Source organism: Nakamurella aerolata, assembly GCF_013002705.1.
GTDB lineage: Bacteria > Actinomycetota > Actinomycetes > Mycobacteriales > Nakamurellaceae > Nakamurella > Nakamurella aerolata.
The window spans coordinates 577,836-598,842 of record NZ_JABEND010000002.1; the positions used below are offsets into that span (position 1 = coordinate 577,836).

18 protein-coding genes are annotated in these 21,007 nt (G+C 69.5%); 7 read left to right on the top strand and 11 right to left on the bottom strand.

The window, feature by feature from the left end; all coding sequences use genetic code 11:
- Positions 1-5: 5 nt before the first annotated feature.
- A complete protein-coding gene (locus tag HKD39_RS05860; RefSeq protein WP_171198848.1) occupies positions 6-527 on the top strand; it encodes a DUF501 domain-containing protein in 522 nt (173 codons plus the stop codon).
- Positions 528-540: 13 nt separating this feature from the next.
- On the opposite strand, the gene HKD39_RS05865 is transcribed toward HKD39_RS05860, so the two are convergent.
- Positions 541-1,962, bottom strand: a complete 1,422-nt coding sequence (locus HKD39_RS05865; RefSeq protein WP_171198849.1) for a M20/M25/M40 family metallo-hydrolase — start codon at positions 1,960-1,962, stop codon at positions 541-543.
- 244 nt (positions 1,963-2,206) lie between these two features.
- On the opposite strand from HKD39_RS05865, the gene HKD39_RS05870 reads away from it, so the two are divergent.
- Positions 2,207-3,292, top strand: a complete 1,086-nt coding sequence (locus HKD39_RS05870) for a M48 family metalloprotease (RefSeq protein WP_171199000.1) — start codon at positions 2,207-2,209, stop codon at positions 3,290-3,292.
- Between the two features lie 161 nt (positions 3,293-3,453).
- Here HKD39_RS05870 and HKD39_RS05875 read toward each other — a convergent pair whose 3' ends face one another.
- The 3 genes from HKD39_RS05875 to HKD39_RS05885 form a co-directional block, all read right to left on the bottom strand.
- A complete protein-coding gene (locus tag HKD39_RS05875) occupies positions 3,454-4,218 on the bottom strand; it encodes a hypothetical protein (RefSeq protein ID WP_171198850.1) in 765 nt (254 codons plus the stop codon).
- 85 nt (positions 4,219-4,303) lie between these two features.
- The gene (locus tag HKD39_RS05880; RefSeq protein ID WP_171198851.1) at positions 4,304-5,254 is read right to left on the bottom strand and encodes a pseudouridine-5'-phosphate glycosidase; all 951 of its coding nucleotides are present in this window, start codon (positions 5,252-5,254) and stop codon (positions 4,304-4,306) included.
- Between the two features lie 87 nt (positions 5,255-5,341).
- Complete coding sequence (locus tag HKD39_RS05885; protein ID WP_171198852.1) at positions 5,342-6,430, bottom strand: carbohydrate kinase family protein; 1,089 nt, start codon at positions 6,428-6,430, stop codon at positions 5,342-5,344.
- Positions 6,431-6,718: 288 nt separating this feature from the next.
- On the opposite strand from HKD39_RS05885, the gene HKD39_RS05890 reads away from it, so the two are divergent.
- On the top strand, positions 6,719-8,593 hold the full coding sequence (locus HKD39_RS05890) for a sialidase family protein (RefSeq protein ID WP_212754025.1): 1,875 nt from the start codon (positions 6,719-6,721) through the stop codon (positions 8,591-8,593).
- 3 nt (positions 8,594-8,596) lie between these two features.
- Here HKD39_RS05890 and HKD39_RS05895 read toward each other — a convergent pair whose 3' ends face one another.
- On the bottom strand, positions 8,597-9,190 hold the full coding sequence (locus HKD39_RS05895; protein ID WP_171198854.1) for a TIGR03086 family metal-binding protein: 594 nt from the start codon (positions 9,188-9,190) through the stop codon (positions 8,597-8,599).
- Positions 9,191-9,250: 60 nt separating this feature from the next.
- On the opposite strand from HKD39_RS05895, the gene HKD39_RS05900 reads away from it, so the two are divergent.
- Positions 9,251-9,694, top strand: coding sequence for a MarR family winged helix-turn-helix transcriptional regulator (locus HKD39_RS05900; protein WP_171198855.1), 444 nt, complete (start codon positions 9,251-9,253; stop codon positions 9,692-9,694).
- A 62-nt stretch (positions 9,695-9,756) separates the two neighbouring features.
- Here HKD39_RS05900 and HKD39_RS05905 read toward each other — a convergent pair whose 3' ends face one another.
- Genes HKD39_RS05905 through HKD39_RS05915 form a run of 3 tightly spaced genes read right to left on the bottom strand, consistent with a single transcriptional unit; the run spans position 9,757 to position 12,760 of the window.
- Positions 9,757-10,401, bottom strand: coding sequence for a LutC/YkgG family protein (locus HKD39_RS05905; protein WP_171198856.1), 645 nt, complete (start codon positions 10,399-10,401; stop codon positions 9,757-9,759).
- Entirely contained in the window at positions 10,398-11,954 is a 1,557-nt protein-coding gene (locus HKD39_RS05910) for a LutB/LldF family L-lactate oxidation iron-sulfur protein (RefSeq protein WP_171198857.1), read from the bottom strand. The genes HKD39_RS05905 and HKD39_RS05910 overlap by 4 nt, the downstream gene beginning before the upstream one ends.
- Positions 11,951-12,760 (bottom strand): (Fe-S)-binding protein, encoded by an 810-nt coding sequence (locus tag HKD39_RS05915; RefSeq protein ID WP_171198858.1) that lies wholly within the window; start codon positions 12,758-12,760, stop codon positions 11,951-11,953. Before HKD39_RS05915 ends, HKD39_RS05910 begins: the two co-directional genes overlap by 4 nt.
- A gap of 137 nt (positions 12,761-12,897) precedes the next feature.
- Here HKD39_RS05915 and HKD39_RS18665 point away from each other — a divergent pair, with 137 nt between their 5' ends.
- Entirely contained in the window at positions 12,898-14,730 is a 1,833-nt protein-coding gene (locus tag HKD39_RS18665; RefSeq protein WP_212754027.1) for a Ppx/GppA phosphatase family protein, read from the top strand.
- Between the two features lie 477 nt (positions 14,731-15,207).
- Here the strand turns inward: HKD39_RS18665 and HKD39_RS05930 are convergent, their stop codons facing one another.
- Positions 15,208-15,360 carry a hypothetical protein gene (locus tag HKD39_RS05930; protein ID WP_171198859.1) on the bottom strand — a complete coding sequence of 51 codons (153 nt, stop codon included), beginning with the start codon at positions 15,358-15,360 and terminating at the stop codon, positions 15,208-15,210.
- Positions 15,361-15,625: 265 nt separating this feature from the next.
- On the opposite strand from HKD39_RS05930, the gene HKD39_RS05935 reads away from it, so the two are divergent.
- Entirely contained in the window at positions 15,626-15,913 is a 288-nt protein-coding gene (locus tag HKD39_RS05935) for an integrase core domain-containing protein (protein ID WP_171198860.1), read from the top strand.
- A gap of 217 nt (positions 15,914-16,130) precedes the next feature.
- Here HKD39_RS05935 and HKD39_RS20345 read toward each other — a convergent pair whose 3' ends face one another.
- Positions 16,131-18,596, bottom strand: coding sequence for a phosphatidylglycerol lysyltransferase domain-containing protein (locus HKD39_RS20345; RefSeq protein ID WP_171198861.1), 2,466 nt, complete (start codon positions 18,594-18,596; stop codon positions 16,131-16,133).
- A 292-nt stretch (positions 18,597-18,888) separates the two neighbouring features.
- Between HKD39_RS20345 and HKD39_RS05945 the strand changes: the two genes are divergently transcribed.
- Positions 18,889-19,272 carry a VOC family protein gene (locus HKD39_RS05945; protein WP_171198862.1) on the top strand — a complete coding sequence of 128 codons (384 nt, stop codon included), beginning with the start codon at positions 18,889-18,891 and terminating at the stop codon, positions 19,270-19,272.
- Positions 19,273-19,347: 75 nt separating this feature from the next.
- Here HKD39_RS05945 and HKD39_RS05950 read toward each other — a convergent pair whose 3' ends face one another.
- The gene (locus HKD39_RS05950) at positions 19,348-20,937 is read right to left on the bottom strand and encodes a S10 family peptidase (protein WP_171198863.1); all 1,590 of its coding nucleotides are present in this window, start codon (positions 20,935-20,937) and stop codon (positions 19,348-19,350) included.
- Positions 20,938-21,007: the final 70 nt, after the last annotated feature.

Consider the following 21,007-nt stretch of genomic DNA (forward strand, 5'->3'; position numbering starts at 1 on the left):
CGGCGATGACGGATCCGGGTGCCGGCCCACGGCAACTCACCCCGATGACGCCGGCCGACGCCGAACTGTTCCAGCAGCAGATGGGCCGGCCGCCGCGCGGCGTGATCGGTGTCGCCTACCGCTGCGACCACGGGGTCCCTGCGGTGGTGCAGACCGCGCCCCGGCTGCCGGACGGCACCCCGTTCCCGACCATGTACTACCTGTGCTGCAAGACGCTGAACTCGGCCGTCGGGCGGATGGAATCATCCGGCCTGATGGCCCGGATGACGCAACGACTGGCCAACGACGCCGACCTGGCAGCCGGCTACCGCCGGGCCCACGAGAGCTACCTTGCCACCCGGAATGCGTTGGGCGACTTGGGTATCGACGTGACGGCCGGTGGCATGCCGGACCGGGTGAAATGCCTGCATGTGTTGATAGCGCATTCCTTGGCGGTGGGGCGCGGGGTGAACCCGCTCGGCGACGAGGCCGTCGACGCGCTGGGCGACTACTTCGCCGGCGAGGCGGCCTGCGCCCGGCTGGACTGAGCGCGCCGGGTGGTCAGCCGGCGCGCAGCAGCGCCGTGTACCAGTCGACGGCGGCGTGCAGATCTTCCACAGCGATGTGCTCGTCGGCTGCGTGCAGGCTCTGCCGCTGCTGCCGGCTCATCCTGATCGGGGTGAATCGGTACACCTGGTCCCAGTGCTGCTGGAAGAATCGCCCGTCGGTGGCCGCCATGGTCAGGTACGGCACCGGCACCGCGTCCGGCAGGACCGCAGCGGTGGTGCTGGTGAGCAACTCGAACGCCGGACCGGCGGTGGGTGCCTGCGGTGACGGTTCGCTCGCCGAAAGTTCCTGCACCGCAACGCCGGTGCCCTTGACGACGCGGCGGATGCGCTGCACGGCCGATGCGGTGGATTCGCCGGGCCGCACCCGGACGTTGACAACCGCCTGCGCGCGGTCGGCCATGGCATTCGGCGCCGGTGCACCGGACAGCATGGTCACCGAGGTGGTGGTGCGCACCATCGCTGCGGTTTCCGGGCCGAGCCGCGCCAGCACCGCTGCCAGCAGGCGCGGGCGCCCGGTCAGGAACGAGAGTACCTGTCGCAGTGGGGGTTTCATCCGTGGTGCGAGAGTGCGCAGCAACCGCACGGTGATCGGCGGGACGCCGGCTGGGAACGGGCGAGCGTCGATGGCGACGATGGCCTTGGCCAGCCGGGCGACCGCGGCGTTGCGGGTGGGCGTTGAGGCATGGCCGCCGGCGTCGGTGGCGACCAGCAGCAGGCTCAGCAGGCCCTTCTCGGCGACGCCGATCACCGCAAGGGGATCGCCGATGCCGGGGAAAGCCTGCTCGGCGACAGCGCCGCCCTCGTCCAGCACGAGTACCGGATCAACGTTGCGGCGCACCAGTTCTGCCGCTGCCGCCGCGGCGGACGGCCCGGCAACCTCCTCGTCGCACCCGAACGAGAACCACACATCGCGCCGTGGGCTGAACCCGCCGGCCAGCAGCCGCTCGGCCGCTGCGCAGATGGCGATCAGCGACCCCTTGCAGTCCAGCGTGCCCCGGCCCCACACCGCGTCCCGACCGTTGGCGTCGACTGCCACGTCACCGCCGAACGGTGGATGCCGCCAGCCAGCATCGGTCTCAGTGCGCAGCTCGGTGCCCGGTTCGGCTGTCGGGTTGACACCGAACGGGCCGGACGCTGGCGGGTGGGACGCCGGCACCACGTCCTGGTGAGCCATCAGCACCAGCGGGCGACCGCCGGTGTCGGCGCCCGGCCAGCGCAGCAACAGGCCGCGCCCGATGCCGGCGTCGCTGAGCGTGGTGATCTCACAAGCCCGATGCAGCAAGGGGAATCGCCGGCGCAGCTCGGCGTGCAAGGCATCGAACGCGCCGGCGTCGGTTCCGGCATCGCCGACGTGCGACACCGTCGGGATCCGCACCGCTGCCTGCAGCGCGGCGACCACCTGTGCCGGTTCCATCGCGTCAGCCTACGGCCGCCGAATTCATCATCCGCTGCACCAGTGAGTGATTCTCGCCGGTCGCGGACGGAAATGGGCCGCTGCTGCAGCAGGTGATGAAACTGGCTGCCCCGCCCGCCCACGGTGCGGGATGATTCGGACCCTGCCGAAACTCTCCCGCGCGCCGCCGCAGGTCAATAGAGTGAGGGTGCCGGCGCCGTCGGGGTTGCTGGTCAGCAGGGATCAGCAGCGGAGGGGTAGCAGCATGGCGGAGCAGCGCAAGCGTGCGAGCAAGCAGCCGGCGAAGGTGGACGGCCGGGTGCGGTTCCCCGGCATCAGCCCGCGGGCCTACGAGCACCCGGCCGACCGCGGGGTGATGGCGACCATGCGCGCCGTTCCCGGACTGGCCGACATTCTCAAGACGTTGTCCGGGATCTTCCCGGAGCGTGGCGAGCGGCTGATGGCCCTGGCCTCGTGCATCCGGGTGGGGGACAAGCAGTATCCGCAGTTGGAGAAGATCCGCCAGGACTGCGCCGCGATCCTCGACCTGCCAACGGTTCCCAACGTGTTCGTGCACCGCGACCCGTACGCCAACGCCATGACCATCGGTATCGACGAGCCGTTCATCTTGATCAACACCGGGCTGGTTGAGGCGCTGGACGACGACGCACTGCGGTTCGTCATCGGGCACGAGATGGGGCACGTGCTGTCCGGGCACGCGGTGCTGCGCACCCTGCTGATCCGACTGCTCAGCCTGCAGACGACCATCGCATGGGTGCCGGCCGGCGCGCTCGGGCTGCGGGCGGTGATCGCTGCGCTGCGCGAGTGGTTCCGTAAGGCCGAACTCACCGCTGACCGGGCTGGGCTGCTCACCGTGCAAGATCCGAAGGCGGCGCTGCGCGCGCATGTGTACCTGGCCGGTGGCATCGAGAGCGAGCAGATCGACATACCGTCATTCCTGCGTCAGGCCGAGGAGTACACGCAGGTGGAGGACATCCGTGACTCCATCCACAAGCTGCGTGCGGTCGAGGGCATGACGCATCCCCTCGCCGTGGTGCGCGCCGCCCAGTTGCAGAAGTGGGCCGCGTCGGAGGACTACCGCGCGATCCTCGGCGGCACCTACCCCAAGCGCGAGGACGACACTCCACAGAAGGACCTCGGCGAGGATATGAGCAGCGCCGCCCGCTCGTACAAAACCGCGGCCGAGGAGTCGACCGATCCGCTGACCAACCTGATCAACACCGTCGGTGACCAGCTGGCCAAGGCCGGTAGCCGGCTGGGCGGGATGTTCAAGCAGGACAACGGATCTGCCGACGGAGCGCCCGACGGCGGCAAGTCCGGCAAGAACTGACTCGGCTGCTCACGTTCTAGAGCACTCGACCGCCCGGGTCGGCGGGACGTTACCGCGCTGGATCGCACCCCGGCGTTGTGAATCGTGAGTGGCAACGCGAGCACCGGCGGACGGCGACAATCGGTAGGGCGGCGACGGCGGCGACATCGGTAGGGCGGCGATCATCGCACCATTGAGCCCCACAGCCTGTCGATCTCGGTGGCGAACGCCCGCGCGCGTTCGGTCGTCGGCTGCGGTGGCTCGCCCGCGCCGGTGGCTGCCAGCTGAATGCTGACGTTCCTGGCCCGATCCGAGCGCACGCAGGTGATCATGGCGTCGGTGCTGTCCAGCACCTGCTGCTTGGCAGCCGCGAGGTCGGCGGCGCTGTCAACGTTGATCGCTCTGGTCGGAGCCGCCGTGCAGCGCACGGTGTCCGACCCGGGAACCGGCAGCGCAGACGTCGCGCCGATCTGACGGACGCGCAGCAGCATGGCGTCGCTGGAGGTCAGCGGCGCCGGCTGCATCCCGTTCACCACGGTCAGCAACAGCCGAGTGTTCTCCACGGTGCCGTAGGCCATCTGGATGCCGGGGCCGCCGTACGCCTGGGTGAACGCGGCAATGCCGTCGGTCGCGACGGCCGCCTGAGCCCTGCCCTGATCGGGGTACTTCTCGGCGAGCGCGAGGTCGTCACGCTGCAGGCCGAGCACGGAGTCCGGCAGGGTGTCCAGACCGATCGGTATCGGAGGTGGCAGCGGATCAGAGCCGGACGCTGCGCTGTCCGATGCGGAGCTGACCAGCCAGACCGCGCCGACGATCCCGGCGCCGACCAGCGCCCCGACCAGCGCCGCGATCACCGGCAACCGCCGGCCGCGGTTCGGCGCGTGGGCGGACGTCAAGCCTGGTGGTGCCGGGGAGGGCTGGTGGTTTCCGGGCAGTTGGTCGGTCATGGCGCTCAGTATCTCGCGAGCGCTGCCGCGCCGTGGCTGTTCAACAGTGGGGATGTGCGCGAGTTGCCGGCGGCGGCACCGGCGGTCAGCCGGCTGCTGCCGCCGCGAGTTCGGCAGCCAGGCGGGCGTTGGCCAACACCAGATCAATGTTCGCGCGCAGGCTGGCGCCCTCGGTGTGCTCGTGGAAGTAGGCCAGCAGGTACGGGGTGACGTCCTTGCCGCTGATGTTGTTGCGCTGCAATCCTTCGAGCGCTTCGGCGAGCACGGCGTCGTGCACCGCGGGGTCGAGCTGACGATCTTCGGCGATCGGATTTGCCACCACAAGGCCCTGCGGCAGACCGAGTTCGCGGCGCACCCGCACCAGCGCGGCCAGCTCGTCCGGAGTGTTCACCGTCCACGGCACCGGGTGATCGGTGCGGCTGACGTAGAAGCCGGGAAACACGTCGGTGCGGTAGCCGACCACTCCGACCGACAGGCTCTCCAGCCGCTCCAGCGTCGCCGGAATATCGAGAATCGATTTGGCGCCGGCGCACACAACGGTGATCGGAATCTGGCCGAGCGCATACAGATCGGCGGACTCGTCCCAACTGTCGGCGGCTTCACGATGAACGCCGCCGAGCCCGCCGGTGGCAAACACCTCGATGCCGGCTTTGACGGCCAGGTACGACGTCGCAGCCACCGTCGTCGCGCCGACCGCGCGGGTCGCCAGCACCATCGGCAGGTCGCGGATGCTGGCCTTGGCCACCTCGGGAGTGTCGACCAGCTCGCGGCGCTGCTGCTCGTCCAACCCGATGTGGGCGGTGCCGTCGAACAGCGCGATGGTGGCCGGGGTGGCGCCGCCGTCGCGCACCGCCTGCTCGATCTGGCCGGCGACCTCGAAGCCGCTGTCCTTCGGCAGGCCGTGGCTGATGATGGTGGACTCAAGAGCCACCACCGGTCGACCGGCAGCGAGCGCGTCGGCCACATCGGCCCGAACGACGATCGGAGCGATCGGTGCGTCAACCGGCGGCCCGGCCGGCGAAAGCTGTTCTGACATGGCAAGAATCCTTTGGCTCGGGTGTTCAGGTGTCTCGGGGTGCCGGGCGGGTCCGGCGGAAGTTCGGATCGGGTGCGGCGGTGGCGGTCACCGCAGCAGTGGCCGGGTCGGCGCTGGCAAGGCGGCCGCCGCTCGCGCGCCGGCCCGTCCGTCCTGGCCGCTCCAACCGGTGCGCAGCGCCGAGGCAATGCTCGGCAGTTCGGGAAGCGCCCGGCCGGCGCCGCGTCTGCCTGCGGTCAGCGCACCCAGCGTCCCGGCGAGCACCAGCGCCGCGTGCGGGTCTTCGGTGAGGGCTCCGGAGTGCAGGCCGTACAGCAAGCCGGCGCTGAACGCGTCGCCTGACCCGGTGGTGTCGACCACCTGGACCGGCATTCCCGGGATGCACAGCTGGTCGCCGCCGGCGCAATGCAGTGTTGCTCCCGCGCTGCCTCGCTTGACGGCGATGGTGGCGTCGGTGCGTTCCCGCAGCCGGGCGATTGCAAGGGCAGGGTCGGAGATTCCACTGAGCGCCGCGAGTTCGGCGGAACCGGCGATCAGCAGATCGATGAGTGGAAGCCAACTGTGCACCGTCTCGACCTGCGCAGCGGCGGCCACCGCGGCCGGCGGCAGATCCATGCTGACCCTGATGCCGGCGTCACCGGCGACCGCGAGGGCCGCCGCCACGGCGGTGGTCTGGGTGGGGGAGAGCGCCGAATATCCAGACAGGTGCAGCGCGCCAGCGCCACGCACCAGAGCAAGCGCATCGGGCGTCAACCCGGCCGCGGTGTTCGCCCCGCGATGCGCGATCAGCAATCGCTCACCGTGGTCCGGCACCACCACAACAGTGGTGGCGGTCGGCAGCGTTGCATCTTCGGAGACGTGTTGGGTATCAAGGTGTTCGGCGCGCAGCTCGGCCTGCGCGTGCCGGCCGGCCGGGTCCATGCCCACTCGGCCGACCATCGTCACCGGCAGGCCGAGCCGGGACGCCATGATCGCGGTGTTGGTGACCGAACCGCCGACGGTTTGCCCCGAAGAGTCGGCGATCAGATCGGCGCCGGGTCGCGGCTCCGCCGACACCTGCAGCGTGAGATCCACGGTGATGTCGCCGAAGACAACGAGTGAACCGGCGCGATGGCCGGCGCCCCGCGGCACCGCCTGCTGGCTGAGGTGCCGGTTCGGCTCCGAGATGTGATGCATGCGCTCCCTGGCTGACCGGCCGGTTTCTCAGGCGCGGTACCGACAGAATACTGGGCCGCCGGCCCGCCACCTGCAGCCCGTTCGCGGCTCGGCGTCGGCACCCGCGAGCTGTTGACCAGCCGGTGGCACCGGTGTTGCATAGAAACGGCGTTTCAAGTGTGGGCCGACGGTGGCCCGGACGCGTCCGGCTGGGAGGCACTCATGGATCTTCGGCGAACCGGATTGCCAGCAGCGCATGCGGACTCGCGCGCACCGCGGCGGCGGCGCGGAGCCGTTTCGCTCGCGCTCGTGCTCGCGCTGGCCGCGACCGGCGCGGTGGTGCCCGCCGCGGCTGCCGGCGCCACCGGTCAACCCGTCGTCGGAGCCGCGCCCGCCGCCGCGCCCGCGGACTCGGCAGCGCGAGCGGATGCCGGGCTCCCGGCCCGGTCGGACCCGGCCCAGTCGGACCCGGCCCGGTCGGAACTGGCCCGGTCGGAACTGGCCCGGTCGGAACTGGCGCTGCGGGATCCGGCCCGTTGGGACTTCGAGTCGGGAACGCCCGGCTCGGTCCCGGCAGGTTGTGCCGCTCCCGCGGGCAAGGCGCCGGCGGTGATCACCGCCGCGGACGCGGCGAGCGGTCGGCAGTCGCTGCTCATTGATGATCAGAATGCTTCGGCCCAAACGGTTCTCGGCTGCAGTTTCAGTGCCCGTGCCGGCGCGCAGCTGGCGCTGTCGATCAAGCCGACCGCGGTCCGCGGCGGTATCGCGATCGATCTCACCGGTACCAGCACCGCCGGTGCCGGTGGCATCTTCCACCTGATCGTCGTCGGCGACGGTGCGGTGCGCTGGTACGACGAACGCGGTGGCTGGCGGCCGCTGGCGCCGGCCGGCACCGTACCGACCGGAGTCTGGAGCCGACTTGAACTCGGGGTGACCGGCGACCAGGATGCGGTCTACCTGTCGGTCAACGGCAGCTACCGCGGATCCGCCGGGCCGCAGACGATCAACCCGGTGCGCACCCTCACCGGGTGGCAGGTGGCCAGCAGCGGCACCGCCACCGTTGGCGATACCGCGTACCTGGACGATGTCACCGTCGGCCCGGCATTGGCCAGGCGCCCCAACGCGATCACCGCGCAGTACGCCATCGGGCCGAAGTACTACCTCGCGACCTCCAGCACGCCGGCGCAGATGCCGACCACGGCGGTGCAGGTGCCATGGCCCACCGCCGTCGGTGGCAAGCGGATCATCGCCAGCTTCCCGGCGCACGGCGACTCGGCCACCGACACCGGGAACCGGATGGTGATCTCCGACGACGGCGGAAAGACATGGCAGGACTACCAATCGCACAACCCGATGCCGCAGGTGCCGTCGATCTTCATCACCCGACTGCAGGACGGCAGCCTCTATGCGATGAACTACCACAACTACGCCACCGCCGACCCGACCAGGGCGACGATCGAGAGCGCGACGTCCACCGACAACGGCGTCACCTGGACTCAGCGTGACGGAACGCTCACCTCGCCGGAACCGTTGGCGGCCTACGCATGTGAGCGGCCCGCCGGTTGCACCGCGATCGTGCAGGTGCACAGTGTGGTCGAGGACCCGGACGGGACGCTCTATCAGACCGCGTACGGCCGGTACCAGGGCGACACCAAGCTGCGGCAGATCCTGCTGGTCTCGAAGAACAAGGGACTTGACTGGACGGTGCGCGCGACCGTTGCCAACAACCCGAACCTGAGTACCGACAAGGCTTTCGAGGGTTTTCCCGAGGGAGTGCTGACCAGGATCGGCGAGCACGGGTTCTTGATGGTGATGCGGACCGGCTCGTACCTGCCGATGTACCAGTCGTACTCGTCCGACGACGGGTACACCTGGAGCACCCCGCAGCCGGTGAGAACCACTACGGGACAACCGGTGTCGAGCGTGTTCCCGACTCTGGAGCGGATGGCCGACGGCTCACTGCTGCTGTTGGTGGGGCGGCCGGGTCTTTCGCTCCTGCGGTCGAGGGACGACGGCAAGACCTGGACGCCCCAGACCTGGGTCGACTACCAGAACTCGGCCAACGGCTTCATGATGGTGACCGGTAGCAAGACCGTGATGGTGTTCGGAGATCAGGGCGCGGACTGGAACAGGCCCCTGCAGTACCGGGTCTGGTCGCGCACCGTCATCGTGCACGGCAGGTAGAGGTCAAGCGCGGCTTGGAGTTTGGCGCCCGACCCGCGCCAGCGCCCACTCCCATGGATCGGTGGCGTCGGCGGAATCGACCGGCGCTGCGAACGGGGCGTCCGGCCCAGCGCTCGCCGCCTCCGGGATGCCGGCGGCGATGTTCCTGACGCTGGTCACCACTTCGGGCTCAGGACGGTAGTCGTTGCCGAGCGCGGTCGCGACGTCCCAGGTGTGCACGGCGGTGTCCAGCAGTTGTGCCGACACCGCGCCGGCAGCGGGAATCGGGTCGGGCCCGAAGTCGGCGATCCGCACCGCCGACGCCGGGTCGAGCAACCGAACGGCTTCGACGAGTTCGTCGCGGGCCGCGGCAAAGTCGGTCTGGTTGAACGGGATCGGGGCATACCGCTCGGCCGGCGCATCGCCGTCCCGCAGGGCGGCGGCAAAGCCACGCCACTGTCCGCCGATGTGTCCCAGCAGCGCCCCGAGGGTCCACTCGGCGCAAGGGGTGGGCCGATCCAGATCGGTGGCCTGGATCTTCGCGGCCGCTCCGGTGGCGTCGTTCAGCGCGGACAGCAGGTGGTGTTGAGCGGGGTCGGGTGTCGGAGTCGAAGACATGATCCCAATGTAGCAATCATTGTCAAGTGGTGATTGTTCCTGGTTGAGTAGCATGCCTGCGTGGCTACTTCCGCACCGCGGCCAGATCTGCTCGGCCTGGTGTTTCCGCTTGCCCGCGCCCTGCGCCGGATCGAGGACGATGCCGCTGAGCGGCACCAGCTCAGCATGTGGCAGTACGCGGTGTTGTCGGTTGTCGCCTTCCGGCCGGGGATGAATCAGCTGGCCACCGCGGAGCTACTCGGGTACTCACGGAATCGGATCGTCGCCGATCTTGATCTGCTGGAGCAGCGCGGGCTGCTGACCAGGCGTAGCGGGTCCGACCGGCGCAGCAACACGCTGTGGATCACCGAGGACGGCAGCGCGGTGGTCGCGCAGGTGCAGCGCCGGATCCACGTGGCAGAGGACGAGCTGCTGGCCGACATGCCGGCAGCCGATCGGCGCGAACTCCAGCGGCTGCTGGCCAGTGCGGCCACCATGGCGACCGGGACGACGGCCGCGGACTGACGCCGCGATCGGCCGTCGTCAGTCGGGCTCGGCCCGTCGGCTCGACGTGTGGTGCGCGCGGGTCAGCGCACGATCAGCACGATCAGGGTGCGCGGCCCGTGCACACCTTCGACCCGCGACAGTTCGATGTCTGATGTCGCGGACGGCCCGGAGATCATCGTCAGCGGTCGGGTGTCCGATTCCTCAAGGCGGGCAATGGCTTCCGGAACCGTTTCGACGATCTGATCGGCACGCAACACCACCAGGTGCCTGTCCGGCACCAGGGTGATGGCTCTCCGGCCCTGGCCGGGGCCGGCGTTCAGCACGATGGTGCCGGTGACGGCGATGGCGACCGCGGCGGTGGTCAGCACCGCGTCGATGTGATCGAGATCGGCCGCGGACAGCGGAGCGGAGCGCCGGTCGACGATCAGCTGGGTTGTCGAGGCGCTTGCCGCATCGACCAGCTCGGCCGGCGCGTCGTCGGCCAGCACAACGGAACCGCTGGGCCGCAAGGCATCCGCGACGGCGGCGGGCAGCTCGTCCGGCGCGAGCACGCGCACGTCGGCGCGGTAGTCGACCAGTCGGTCCACCAGCAGCTCGACCACCGCCGGCGAGCCGGGCGGGTGGTCGCCGGTGTGCCGGTAGTCGCGGGGCACCGGGGCAGGTTCTGGGGTGCCGGCGATCGCCTCGCGGATCCGTTGCAGCATGGCGGTTCTGGACCGGCTCATCTGGGCTCGCCTCCTGGTGCCGGCGCGTCGTCGCTGGATCCGTGCTCGGCCCGCCAGCGCTGGTGGAAGGTCTGCCGCGGGGGTTCCGGTAGATCACGGCTGGTGGTCCAGGCCGACAACGGGGGTGGCAGTGAGCTGATCTTGTGCTTCTTGCCGGCCAGCACCCGCCCGGCTTTCATGGCCTTCTCGGCCGCGGTGAAGCGTTTGCCACTGCTCATCACCCAGCTGGCCGCGCGCATCGCCGCGTCCCAGCCGCCGGGGATGGTGCGGTCGCGGTCCGCATCGACCACCCGCCCGCGCAGTTCCACCAGCAGCGACGGGATGTCGATCTTCACCGGGCAGGCGTCGAAACAGGCTCCGCACAACGACGACGCGTACGGCAGTGACGCATTCGGATCGTCGTGGCCGTCGATGCCGGTGAGCTGCGGGGTGAGCACTGCACCGATCGGGCCGGGGTAGACCGACCCGTAGGCGTGGCCGCCGGCCCGCTCGTACACCGGGCAGACGTTCAGGCATGCCGAGCAGCGAATGCAGTGCAGTGCAGCGCGTCCCACCTCGTCGGCCAATGCGTTGGTGCGGCCGTTGTCGAGCAGCACCAGATGGAAGTTCTGCGGCCCGTCACCAGGGGTGACTCCGGTCCACAACGATGTGTACGGGTTCATCCGCTCGCCGGTGGAGCTGCGCGGGAGCAGCTGCAGGAAGACCTCGAGGTCGGCGAAGGTCGGCAGCAGTTTCTCGATGCCCATCACCGTGATCAAGGTTTCCGGCAACGTCAAGCACATCCGCCCGTTGCCTTCGGACTCCACCACCGCGAGGGTGCCGGTCTCGGCGATGGCGAAGTTCGCCCCGGAGATGGCCACCTTCGCCGAGAGGAACTTGCGCCGCAGATGCTCCCTGGCGGCCATCGCCAACCGGCGCGGCTCGTCGCTGAGATCGGCTGGGGCGTCGGGCATCTCGCGCAGGAAGATCTCCCGGATCTCGCTGCGGTTGCGGTGGATGGCCGGGACCAGGATGTGCGACGGGGTGTCGCCGCCGAGCTGGACGATGAGTTCGGCCAGGTCGGTCTCGAAGGCCTCGATGCCGCGTTCTTCCAGGTACTCGTTCAGGCCGATCTCCTGCGTGGCCATGGATTTCACCTTGACCGCTTCGCGGGCGTCGCCCGGCTGCAGCGAGTTCTCCACCAGGCCGGCGACGATGCGGTTGGCCTCGTCGGCGTCTGCGGCCCAGTGCACAACGCCGCCGCGCGCCGTCACCTGAGCCTCCAGCTGCTCCAGCAGCTCCGGCAGGCGCGCCATCACCTGCTGCTTGACGGCAGATCCGGCGTCCCGCAAGGCTTCCCAGTCGTCCAGCTCGCCGACGACGGCGGCGCGCTTTGCACGGATGGTCGCCGTGGCGTTGCCGAGGTTGCGGCGCAGCTGGGTGTTGCCGACCGCCGATCTGGCCGCATCGGGAAACGAGGTGTGGCCGCGGAGCGGCGAATCCGGGAGTCCGTTGTGACCCATCCCGTGCCCCGATGGGCGGCTGCGGCGCGGTATTCCGAGGAAGGTTGTCATCGCGCTGCTCCGACATTCCCGGTGGCGGTAGTGCTGGCTGGGTTGGCGGCCGGGGCGGATTCCTTGGTGGCCGCCAAGATCTCGGCCAAGTGCACGGTCCGCACGCCGACCCGCATCCGGGAAAGCCCGCCGCCGATGTGCATCAGGCACGACGAATCGCCCGCGCTGCACACCTCGGCCCTGCTGGCGATGATGCCGGCCATCTTGTCGGCGAGCATCGCGGTCGACACGTCGGGATTCTTGAGCGCGAAGGTGCCGCCGAAGCCGCAACATTGATCAGCACCGGGCAGTTCAACCAGGTCGATGCCCTGCACCGTTGACAGCAGCTGCAGTGGCTTCTCGCCAACCCGGAGCATTCGCAGCGAATGGCAGGTCGGGTGGTAGGTGACCCGATGCGGGAAGTACGAGCCGAGTTGAGCGGCAGAATCGGTGATTCCCAAGACATCCACCAGCAACTCGGACAGCTCGTAGGTGCGCGCGGACAGGTCGGTCGCGGCGGCGGCAAGACCGTCATCCCCACCCTTGCGGGCGATCATGGCGTGCTGGTGCCGGACCGAGCCGACGCACGATCCAGACGGTGCCACGATGGCGTCCACGCCTGCGGCCTCGAAGGTCTGCACGTGATGCCGGACGATCGGCAGCGCCTCGGCGAAGTAGCCGGTGTTGACATGCATCTGCCCGCAACAGGTCTGCGCCTGCGGAAACACCACCTGGTGGCCCAGCCTCTGCAGCAGCGTGACGGTGGCGGCGGCCACGTCGGGGAACATGGCGTCGGCCAGGCAGGTCGCCAACAACGCGATCCGCATGGTGCCTCCTTGGTTGCTCTGGTGCATCCCGGCCCGGGTGACGTCCGGCGCTGGTCCGCTCGTTGCTGGTCGCCGCGCGCCGGAACGGCCCTGTGGTCTGACCACACTATCGCGAGTCGGTCTGCCACACTCGGCTGGTGCGCGCGTACCAGCAGGTGCTGGCCCGGATCGAGGACGATCTGCGGGCCGGCCGGCTGGCGCCGGGTGGGCGACTGCCGGCGGAGCGGGCGCTGGCCGAGCGCTACCGGGTGGCCCGCTCCAGCGTCCGGGAAGCCGTCAAGGTGCTGGAAACCCTCGGGATGGTGCGCGCGCAGACCGGCTCGGGCCCTGAGGCCGGAATGGTGCTGATCTCCGAACCGGGCACGTCCATCGGCACCGCGCTGCGGTGGCACGCCGCGGCCGGGGGGCTGGCCGTCGCCGACCTGGTGGCGGCCAGGGTGTTGGTGGAGAGCTGGTCCGCGGAGCATGCGGCTCGGGTGGTTGCCGAAACGCCGCCCGCGCCGGTGCCGGCGGGTGCGGCGTTCGGGGACGGCGGGGACCCCATGCCGACCGAGCCGGCGTCCGCAGCGGCGGCGCGCGAGCGGGCGGCGAACTTGCTGAGCGCCATGGACGGCACCGTTGACACCGCCGAGTTCCTCCACCTGGACACCGAGTTTCACCTCGCGCTCGCCCAGGCGGCGGGCAACGCGGTGGTGGCGGCCATGTTGCAGGCGATGCGGCACGGCATCGAGTCGTACGTTTCGGCCGCCGTGCAGGCCCTGCCGGACTGGCCGGCGATGGCGGCGCGGTTGCGTCGGGAGCATCGGGCGGTGTTCGACGCGGTGCAAGCCGGGCGCGGCGCCAGCGCGGCACGGCTGATGTCGGCTCATATCAACGGGTTCTACGCCGATACCGGGTCGGTGGCGAGCGATGGTGTTGAGCCGAGCAGGAATTCAGACGTCGCCGGCAATCGTGCTGAGCGCACGGTGACTGCTTCGTCCGCCGGTCCGATCGGTGAGCCGATGCGAGTGGCCGGCATCGATGCCGGCACCAATGCGTTGCGGCTGCTGGTGGCCGACGTTGCGCGCGACGCGGACGGTACCCCCACCGTCGTCGACGAGATCCACCGTGAGCAAAGAATTGTGCGGCTGGGGGAGGGCGTTGACGCCACCGGGCGGCTGTCCACCCAGGCGCTCGACCGTACCTGGCAGGTGCTCGCCGATTACGTGGCGGTGTTGCGCGCCAGCGGCGCGGTGCGGGTGCGGATGGCGGCCACGTCCGCGCTCCGCGACGCCAGCAACGGCGCTGATTTTCTGGCGATGGTGTCCTCGACCCTTGGGCAACTGCCCGAGGTCTTGACCGGCGAACAGGAAGCGCGCCTGGGGTTTTACGGCACGGCGGCAGCACTTCCCGCGCAGTGGGGGCGACTGCTGGTGATCGACATCGGCGGGGGCTCAACGGAATGGGTGGTAGGGCCGGCCGGACCGGCCGCGCTCGCCGCCCCGTTGCAGGCGGTCAGCACGCAGATCGGCGCGGTGCGGATCACCGAGCGAGTGCTGCGCTCGGATCCGCCGACCCGTGAAGAACGCGCGGACGCCCAGCGGTGGATTGATGCCGAATGTACAGCCGCGCTGACGGCGTTGGATCTCACCGGGGTGGAGCAGGTGGTCGCGGTGGCCGGGACGGCGCTGACGGTCGGCGCCGCGGCGCTCGGACATGCCTTGCTCGATCCCTACACACTGCATCTCGCCGAGGTGCGAAGCGACCGGATCCATTCGGCGGCAAGGAATCTGCTGACCAGCACCCGCGCGCACCGGGCGGCGCTGCGGTATGTACTGCCGGGCCGGGTCGACGTGATCGGTGCCGGCGGATTGATTCTGTCCAGGGCGCTGACTGCGGTCGAGCAGCGCACCGGCATCCGAGCGGTGCGGCTGTCCAACCGCGATCTGCTCGACGGACTGGTGCTCTCGTTGGCGACCGCGCTGCCTTAGCCGGCCTCGACCACCCGGGCCAGAAGCGCTGTGAGCGTTGCGATCTCCTTGCCGGTGAGCGCGGTGAGCTGAACCGGTTGGCTGGTCGCGGCGACGGGATTGGACATCGTCGTCTCCGATCATCAGTACCACCCAGGTTTTTGGATGTGGGGACCGTGCTGGCCTGGACCGCTTCCGCCACCCGCATCCCGCCGGAGCACCTCGACGACGCCAACGCCCGCATTGATCGACGGGCGGGCGCCGCCGGCACCATCGGCCGCTACGGCACCGACATTGCTCCCCGAGTCCAGGACGCGTTGAGATGCCCAACCGTTGCCGCCCTGCCTGCGGCTGGACGGCAACGAACGCGAGCGTCCGACCGACCCCGACGGCCCTGATGCCCCGGTGCGATCCGCGCCGTACCGGGACAGCTCAGGAGGCCGTACCGGGTGATGTGCGCGGCGCGGGTCGCACTGGGGCGGACCCCGCGACGGTTTGCTACCGCTGGCTGCGGTCGGGGTGCTCGGCCTGCTCCTCGAGCGCCTCGACCTCGTCGCTCTCGAACCGTTCGTCGCGGCGTTCCTGCCGGTGCTCCTCCTGGTGCAACCGGTCTTCGCGGAGTTCGTCGTTCTTGTCGTTGTCGCGGCTCATGGGCTGGTCCTTTCTGTCGGTGCCATGCGTGCCTGCACAAGCGGACGTGCATTGCATGGCTGCAGTGCAAGGGTGCAGTGTCGCCGGCGGGGTGGCAATCGGTGGGGTGGGGTAATCGGCTGGCGGACGGCGCTGCATCTGGCGCCGACGTCGGCCCTGCCGGGCGCACCAAGGTCGTCCGATCGGGCAGCAGGTCATCCATCACAGCGACAAGGGAGCCCAATACACGGCTGTTCGCTTCGGTGAAACCCTTGCACTGCATGGCATGCAGCCCTCGACTGGAAGTGTTGGCGACTCCTACGACAACGCGCTGATGGAGACTATCAACGGGTTGTACAAGAACGAGTGCATCAAACCCGAAGGGCCGATCAGGAACCTGGCCCACGCCGAGTGGATCACCGCTGAATGGGTGTCCTGGTACAACGTGCACCGGCTCCACAGCCGGCTGCACTACCAGCCACCCGCCGAGTACGAACAAGCCCACTACGATCGACTACTGACCGTGCTCCAACCAGAGCCGGCCCACACAACACGACCGGTACCAAACCCGTGACGCTTCACTCCCCGTCTACGAGCGAGCGAGGGCCAAAGAGCCGCACCGACAACGGATTTCGTTGACAACAAAGGTTGTCCTGCAGGCACTCGCCGTCACAATCGTCACGCTGAAATATCTTCACGCTGAAACGTGTCGAACCGCCGGACCAGTGCACTCGTTGAACCCGAGGTCGCTACTGCAGCAGCCTTCCAGCACCGTCACGCTCCCAGCGTGGTCACGCCGCGGCGGCCGCCGACCGCGGATGCCGATCCGCCGACGCGGAGGGCGACGGCGCTGTTCGCTTCCGGCGCCGGGCCTGCCGAAGCGCCTGTCCGATCGAGAGTGCCTGTGCCGCAGTGAGATCCGGCAGGTAGGCGTGGCATATCGCCAGCCCTATCTCGGACAGTTCCCACGCCGACCCATAGGCAAGGTACACCGGCTCGAACCGAGGGCCGAACTTGCGCTTGTACGCCAGCAGCGAGCGGAATCCGTACACCGGCTCGAGCAGTTCGGCGATCTTGTCCAGCCCCCGGGCCAGAGTGCCGGCGTCGGCGGCGCCAGAGTCGTTGCGCGCCAACGGTGCCACCGACAAGCTGGCCCTGGCGCATCCTTCGGTCTGGAACTGCAGCAGGCACTCGGCGATCAGGAACTCCATCACCGGCCGGAACCCGTCGGGTCTGCGCCGCATCACGTCCAGCGTCCAGCCGACCACCCGTCCGGATTCGTGGATCGGCATCCAGGTGGTGACGCCGTGCACGGTGCCGGCGTCGTCAACGGCGACGATGGTGCGCATCTGCCCGTCGTCGGCCAGCTCAATGGTCCCGAGCGAGAATCCCATCTCCGGCAGGGCTTTCCCGTCGGACCACGCTCCGCTCACGCCGTCGATCTGGGCGCGCAGCTCGGGGTCGGCCGTAGCCAGGTCGACCTCGCGCAGCGTGATGTTCTCCTTGCCTGCCTTGTTGCGGGCGGTGCGCACGTCCTGCCATGCCTTACCGGTGAATCGCAGACCCGCCAGCTCGATGACGGCATCTTCGCCGATCTGCAGGGTGCGCGCGGGGCCGACCGACGTCACGAAGGCGTGGCTGACGGCGTACCAGGCTACCGTCCAACCCTGTTGCTGCGTAAACGATGTGAACTGTTCGGCCGCCGCTTTCCAGTGCGCTTTTGGACCAACCGGGTCGCCGATGACGATCGCCACCGATTGCTCCAGCCGGTAGCCGATGCTGACCTCGGCCGCCGGCCCGGAGCCGTGCCAGGTGGACACCCGGGGCCAGGTGCGCTGCCAGCCGAGATTTCCCCCGCCGTACCGCAGCATCTGCCGCCACCAGAACATTCGCTGCCCTCCATCACCGGCTGCCGGTTGCGCGTCCACCCCGGTGCGGGCGGTGGGCACGCCAGGCTCGGCTGCGCAGGCCGAGTGCCGTGACGCGACGCCGGCAGGCCGCGAGTGCCGCGGCAGCCCGGGCAGGGCGGCGTGCAGCAGCCGGGCCAACAACACCAACAGCACCAGCGCCCACACCCAACTCGATACCACCAGAATTGCTGCAGCCCAGGCGGTTTGGGGTTCCAAGTCGCCACCGGCAAACACGGCACGTAGCAGGATCTGGTGCAGTGTGCGGCGCGGGTCGCTGGCGCTCAGCGCGTCGCGCAGCAGCCACACCGTCACCGTCGAAGCGGCGATGAAGCCGAGCATCGCCAGCAGCAGCCGCGACCCGATCCGGCGCAGCGCTCGCATCGGCAGCCGGCTCGGCCAGTGGTGCCGACAGCTCACCAGAGCGCCCAGCAGCCCGACCCACAACAGCGCGCCGACACCGGCGGCGGCATCGCTGCCGTCCGTCAGCGCCGAACGCGCTCCCATCAGGCACGTCAACGTCGCGCCGGCCCACCAACCGGCCGGCAGCCCGCGCCGCAGTGCATCGGCGATCAGCACCGCCGCCGCGGCCAACAGCACGGTCGCTCCGATCCGGCCGGCGCCGGCCTGCGGGTGGACCGCGAAGAGCCCGCCGACGCCCTGGTACAACGCCAGTACCAGCTCCGACCCGGCGAGCACCAGAACACCCAAGGCCGCAACCGAGCGCGTCGGCATTCCCGGAGACCGCAGCCCGGACCTCCGCATCGCGGCGGAGCCCATCGGTCGCCGCCACGCCACACCGCCCAGGAACAGTCCCGCAGTCCAGCCCAGCAGATGCTCTGCGTCCCACAGCAATCCGCTGCGCAACAGCATCACCGCCAGGAAGCCGGTGCCAACCCACCGCAGGGTGCGCCGCGGCCCGACCGGGAGTGTTGCCGTCAGCGCGGCCACCACCCCGACCACCCCGGCCGACAGGCCGAGATCGGTCTGGTCGGCGGTGAACGTCATCCACGGCCACCCGGTGTTGGCCAGCGCGCGCACCAGCACCGCGGCACCGACCGTCCCGGCCAGATGCGTTGCGGCGAGTACCCCGGCGGTGGTCCGCCAACCGACTCGATGCTCGTAGTTGCCCACCGCCAGCACCAGCAACGGCACCATCACCAGGTAGAGCCGCGGATCCGGCAGCACGGCCGCTCCGACGACGAACCGCCACCACTGTCCGTCCAGCGCGTGGCTGCCATAGCCGACCATCGCGGTGGCGGCGTCGCCACCTCCGGTCAACACCACCAGCGAGGTGCCCAGCACCACCATGGCAAGGGCGAGGCCGGTGGTGAGTGGATGCCCGCTCACCCAGCGGCGCACCGCCGACCGGACAGACCGGCTGCGCTGCAGCAGCAGTGCTGCGCGCCCGGCCAGTTTCGGTGCCGAGGAATGCGAAACAGTGGTAGCCGAAGACATGACTTCATCGTCGGGAGTTCCGGGGCCGGCGTCTGTGCCGGTGACTACCGTCTTGGTGGGTAGCTAACTGGACAAGCGCCGTGCCGGGAGTCGAGCCGTTGCCACGCTACGCGGACAAGCACCGCCCCCCAGCAACGCTCAAATGTTCAAGCCCGGCGCCGCGTCGTGCTGCAGACTGCTCGGCATGACTGGTATGAGTTATCCGGTACGCCCGAAGCTGCCCGTGCCGAGCGCGGACGCCGCGATCGCCTGGTATGTCAGGGTTTTCGATGCCAAGCCGCTGCAGCGTCACACGGCGGGAAAGCAGGTGGTGCACGCCGAGATCGAGGTGTTCGGCGGGGTGGTGGCGCTCAAGGACGGCGACGAGTTCGATCCGGCCCCCGACGGCCGCGGCGTTCTGGTGGAGGCAGACACCGCAGACCCCGACCGCTACCAGCAGGCGGCGCTGGATGCCGGCGCCATCAGCGTCTTCCCGGTGGCCGATCAGGATTACGGGGCAAGGGGTGGCCGCATCCGCGACCCGTTCGGGCACGAATGGCTGCTGCAAACGCCCATGCCACGGTCGTGACGCAGTAGCCCCGAGCCCGGGGTAGCCGCCGCGGCTCGGCACCGGCCAGGCCGCGGCGGCGGGGGATCCGATTGCTCAACGCGATGAGCGTTTGCGGCCGGACCTGCGGCTGCGCTTGCCGGTCGGTTCGGTGCCGGGGCCGGCCGCCTCGATGAACTCCGCCAGGTCGGCGCTCTGCTGCAGCCGGGACGGTTCGTGCAGGTACATCATGTGCCCGGCCGGGTAGTAGTCGTAGCTCAGGTTCTCTCGTGCCTGCGGTGTGAGATCCATGGTGGCGAAACCGTTCTCGGCCGCGGCGAAGGGGGTGGCGCCGTCGTACCAGCCGCAGCTGACGTGGACCCGCAGGAACGGATTGATCCGCCAGGCGGCATCCAGATCGCCGATCACGCTGACGCCGCGACCCTCGAACTCCTTGTACGACCAGGGATGTACCCGGTCGGTGAGGATCTCGTACGGCAGGTCGCTCTGGTAATTCAGATCGCTGCGCAGGTAGTGGTTGACGGCAGCGGTGTACGGGCCCTGAAAGCCGCGGTAGGAGACGTCGTCGGCGATGGTCGCCGCGTTCTTGTCGGCAGGTGCGCCGGAGAATCGACCGTCAAGGCGGCCGACGGCCAAACCCTTGTCGCGCAACAGTTCCGCGTAGAAATGCTGGTGTTCGATGCGCAGGTTCGCCCGGTCGACGTAGTCCTCGCTGAGCCCCGTTGCCGCCGCCACCCTGCGAACGATGTCGGCCCGCTCGCTGTCGGTCAGCCGGTTGCCGCGCGCCAACGCCCAGGGATAGTCGCGTTCGGCCAGCTCGCGAGCCTCGTCGACGACGGCTTCCAGGCTGCGCCTGCCGTGCTTGCCGTGGTAGTGCGCGATAGCGGCGTAGGTGGGCAGGAAGCCGACGTAGGGATCATCGTTGTTGGGGGTGAACCGGATCGACCCCATGTCGAGCACCGCCGAGATCAGCATCAGCCCGTTGAGGTTCATCCCGTGGCGATCGGCCAGCCGGCCGGCGAGTGCGGCGGCCCGCAGCGTCCCGTACGACTCGCCGGCCAAGAACTTCGGCGACAGCCAGCGGTTGTTGCGGGTGGTCCACAACCGGATCATCTCGGCCACCGCGTCCCGATCGGCGGTAAAGCCGTGGTAGGTCTCGGGTTTGCCGCCCTTGACCGGTCGGGTGAATCCGGTGGACATCGGGTCGATGAACACCAGATCGGTGACGGCCAGCAGACTTTCGGGATTGTCGACCAGTTGGTACGGCGGCGGCACCGGGTCTTCGGCGTCACCGGCGAGCACCCGCTTCGGCCCGATCAGCCCCATGTGCAGCCACACCGAGCTGGAGCCGGGGCCGCCGTTGAAGCAGAACGTCACCGGGCGGGTGGCCGGGTCGGCGTCGTCGGCGGTGTAGCTCACCACGAACATCTCGGCCTTGGGCTGATGGCCGTCGAACGTGCCGTCGGTGATCACCTCCTCGCGCAGCACGATCCGGCCGGCGGTGGCGGTGTACGGCAGCGAACCGCCCGGGTAACTGAACGTGTGGTGGGTGGTCACCAGGTCGTCGTTCACCACCAGTTCTGCGTCCGGCCGGTCGCCGGTGTCGGTGTTCGGTTTGGCGTTGTTGTTGGTCTTGGACGCTGCTGCGGCAGCGGCCGAGTCGGAGCGAGGAGCGTCGTTGGCCATGCCGTTAGAGTAGCTAACGGCTCTCTGGGTCGACCGCCCCGGTCGTGCCGGACGCCGGCTGCTGGGCGGT

Excerpts from the sequence above, each read along its gene's own strand:
- HKD39_RS05860 (WP_171198848.1), top strand. The coding sequence starts at position 6 with ATGACGGATCCGGGTGCCGGCCCACGGCAACTCACCCCGATGACGCCG.
- HKD39_RS05865 (WP_171198849.1), bottom strand. The coding sequence starts at position 1,962 with ATGGAACCGGCACAGGTGGTCGCCGCGCTGCAGGCAGCGGTGCGGATC.
- HKD39_RS05870 (WP_171199000.1), top strand. The coding sequence starts at position 2,207 with ATGGCGGAGCAGCGCAAGCGTGCGAGCAAGCAGCCGGCGAAGGTGGAC.
- HKD39_RS05875 (WP_171198850.1), bottom strand. The coding sequence starts at position 4,218 with ATGACCGACCAACTGCCCGGAAACCACCAGCCCTCCCCGGCACCACCA.
- HKD39_RS05880 (WP_171198851.1), bottom strand. The coding sequence starts at position 5,254 with ATGTCAGAACAGCTTTCGCCGGCCGGGCCGCCGGTTGACGCACCGATC.
- HKD39_RS05885 (WP_171198852.1), bottom strand. The coding sequence starts at position 6,430 with ATGCATCACATCTCGGAGCCGAACCGGCACCTCAGCCAGCAGGCGGTG.
- HKD39_RS05895 (WP_171198854.1), bottom strand. The coding sequence starts at position 9,190 with ATGTCTTCGACTCCGACACCCGACCCCGCTCAACACCACCTGCTGTCC.
- HKD39_RS05905 (WP_171198856.1), bottom strand. The coding sequence starts at position 10,401 with ATGAGCCGGTCCAGAACCGCCATGCTGCAACGGATCCGCGAGGCGATC.
- HKD39_RS05910 (WP_171198857.1), bottom strand. The coding sequence starts at position 11,954 with ATGACAACCTTCCTCGGAATACCGCGCCGCAGCCGCCCATCGGGGCAC.
- HKD39_RS05915 (WP_171198858.1), bottom strand. The coding sequence starts at position 12,760 with ATGCGGATCGCGTTGTTGGCGACCTGCCTGGCCGACGCCATGTTCCCC.
- HKD39_RS05930 (WP_171198859.1), bottom strand. The coding sequence starts at position 15,360 with ATGAGCCGCGACAACGACAAGAACGACGAACTCCGCGAAGACCGGTTG.
- HKD39_RS05935 (WP_171198860.1), top strand. The coding sequence starts at position 15,626 with ATGCAGCCCTCGACTGGAAGTGTTGGCGACTCCTACGACAACGCGCTG.
- HKD39_RS05945 (WP_171198862.1), top strand. The coding sequence starts at position 18,889 with ATGACTGGTATGAGTTATCCGGTACGCCCGAAGCTGCCCGTGCCGAGC.
- HKD39_RS05950 (WP_171198863.1), bottom strand. The coding sequence starts at position 20,937 with ATGGCCAACGACGCTCCTCGCTCCGACTCGGCCGCTGCCGCAGCAGCG.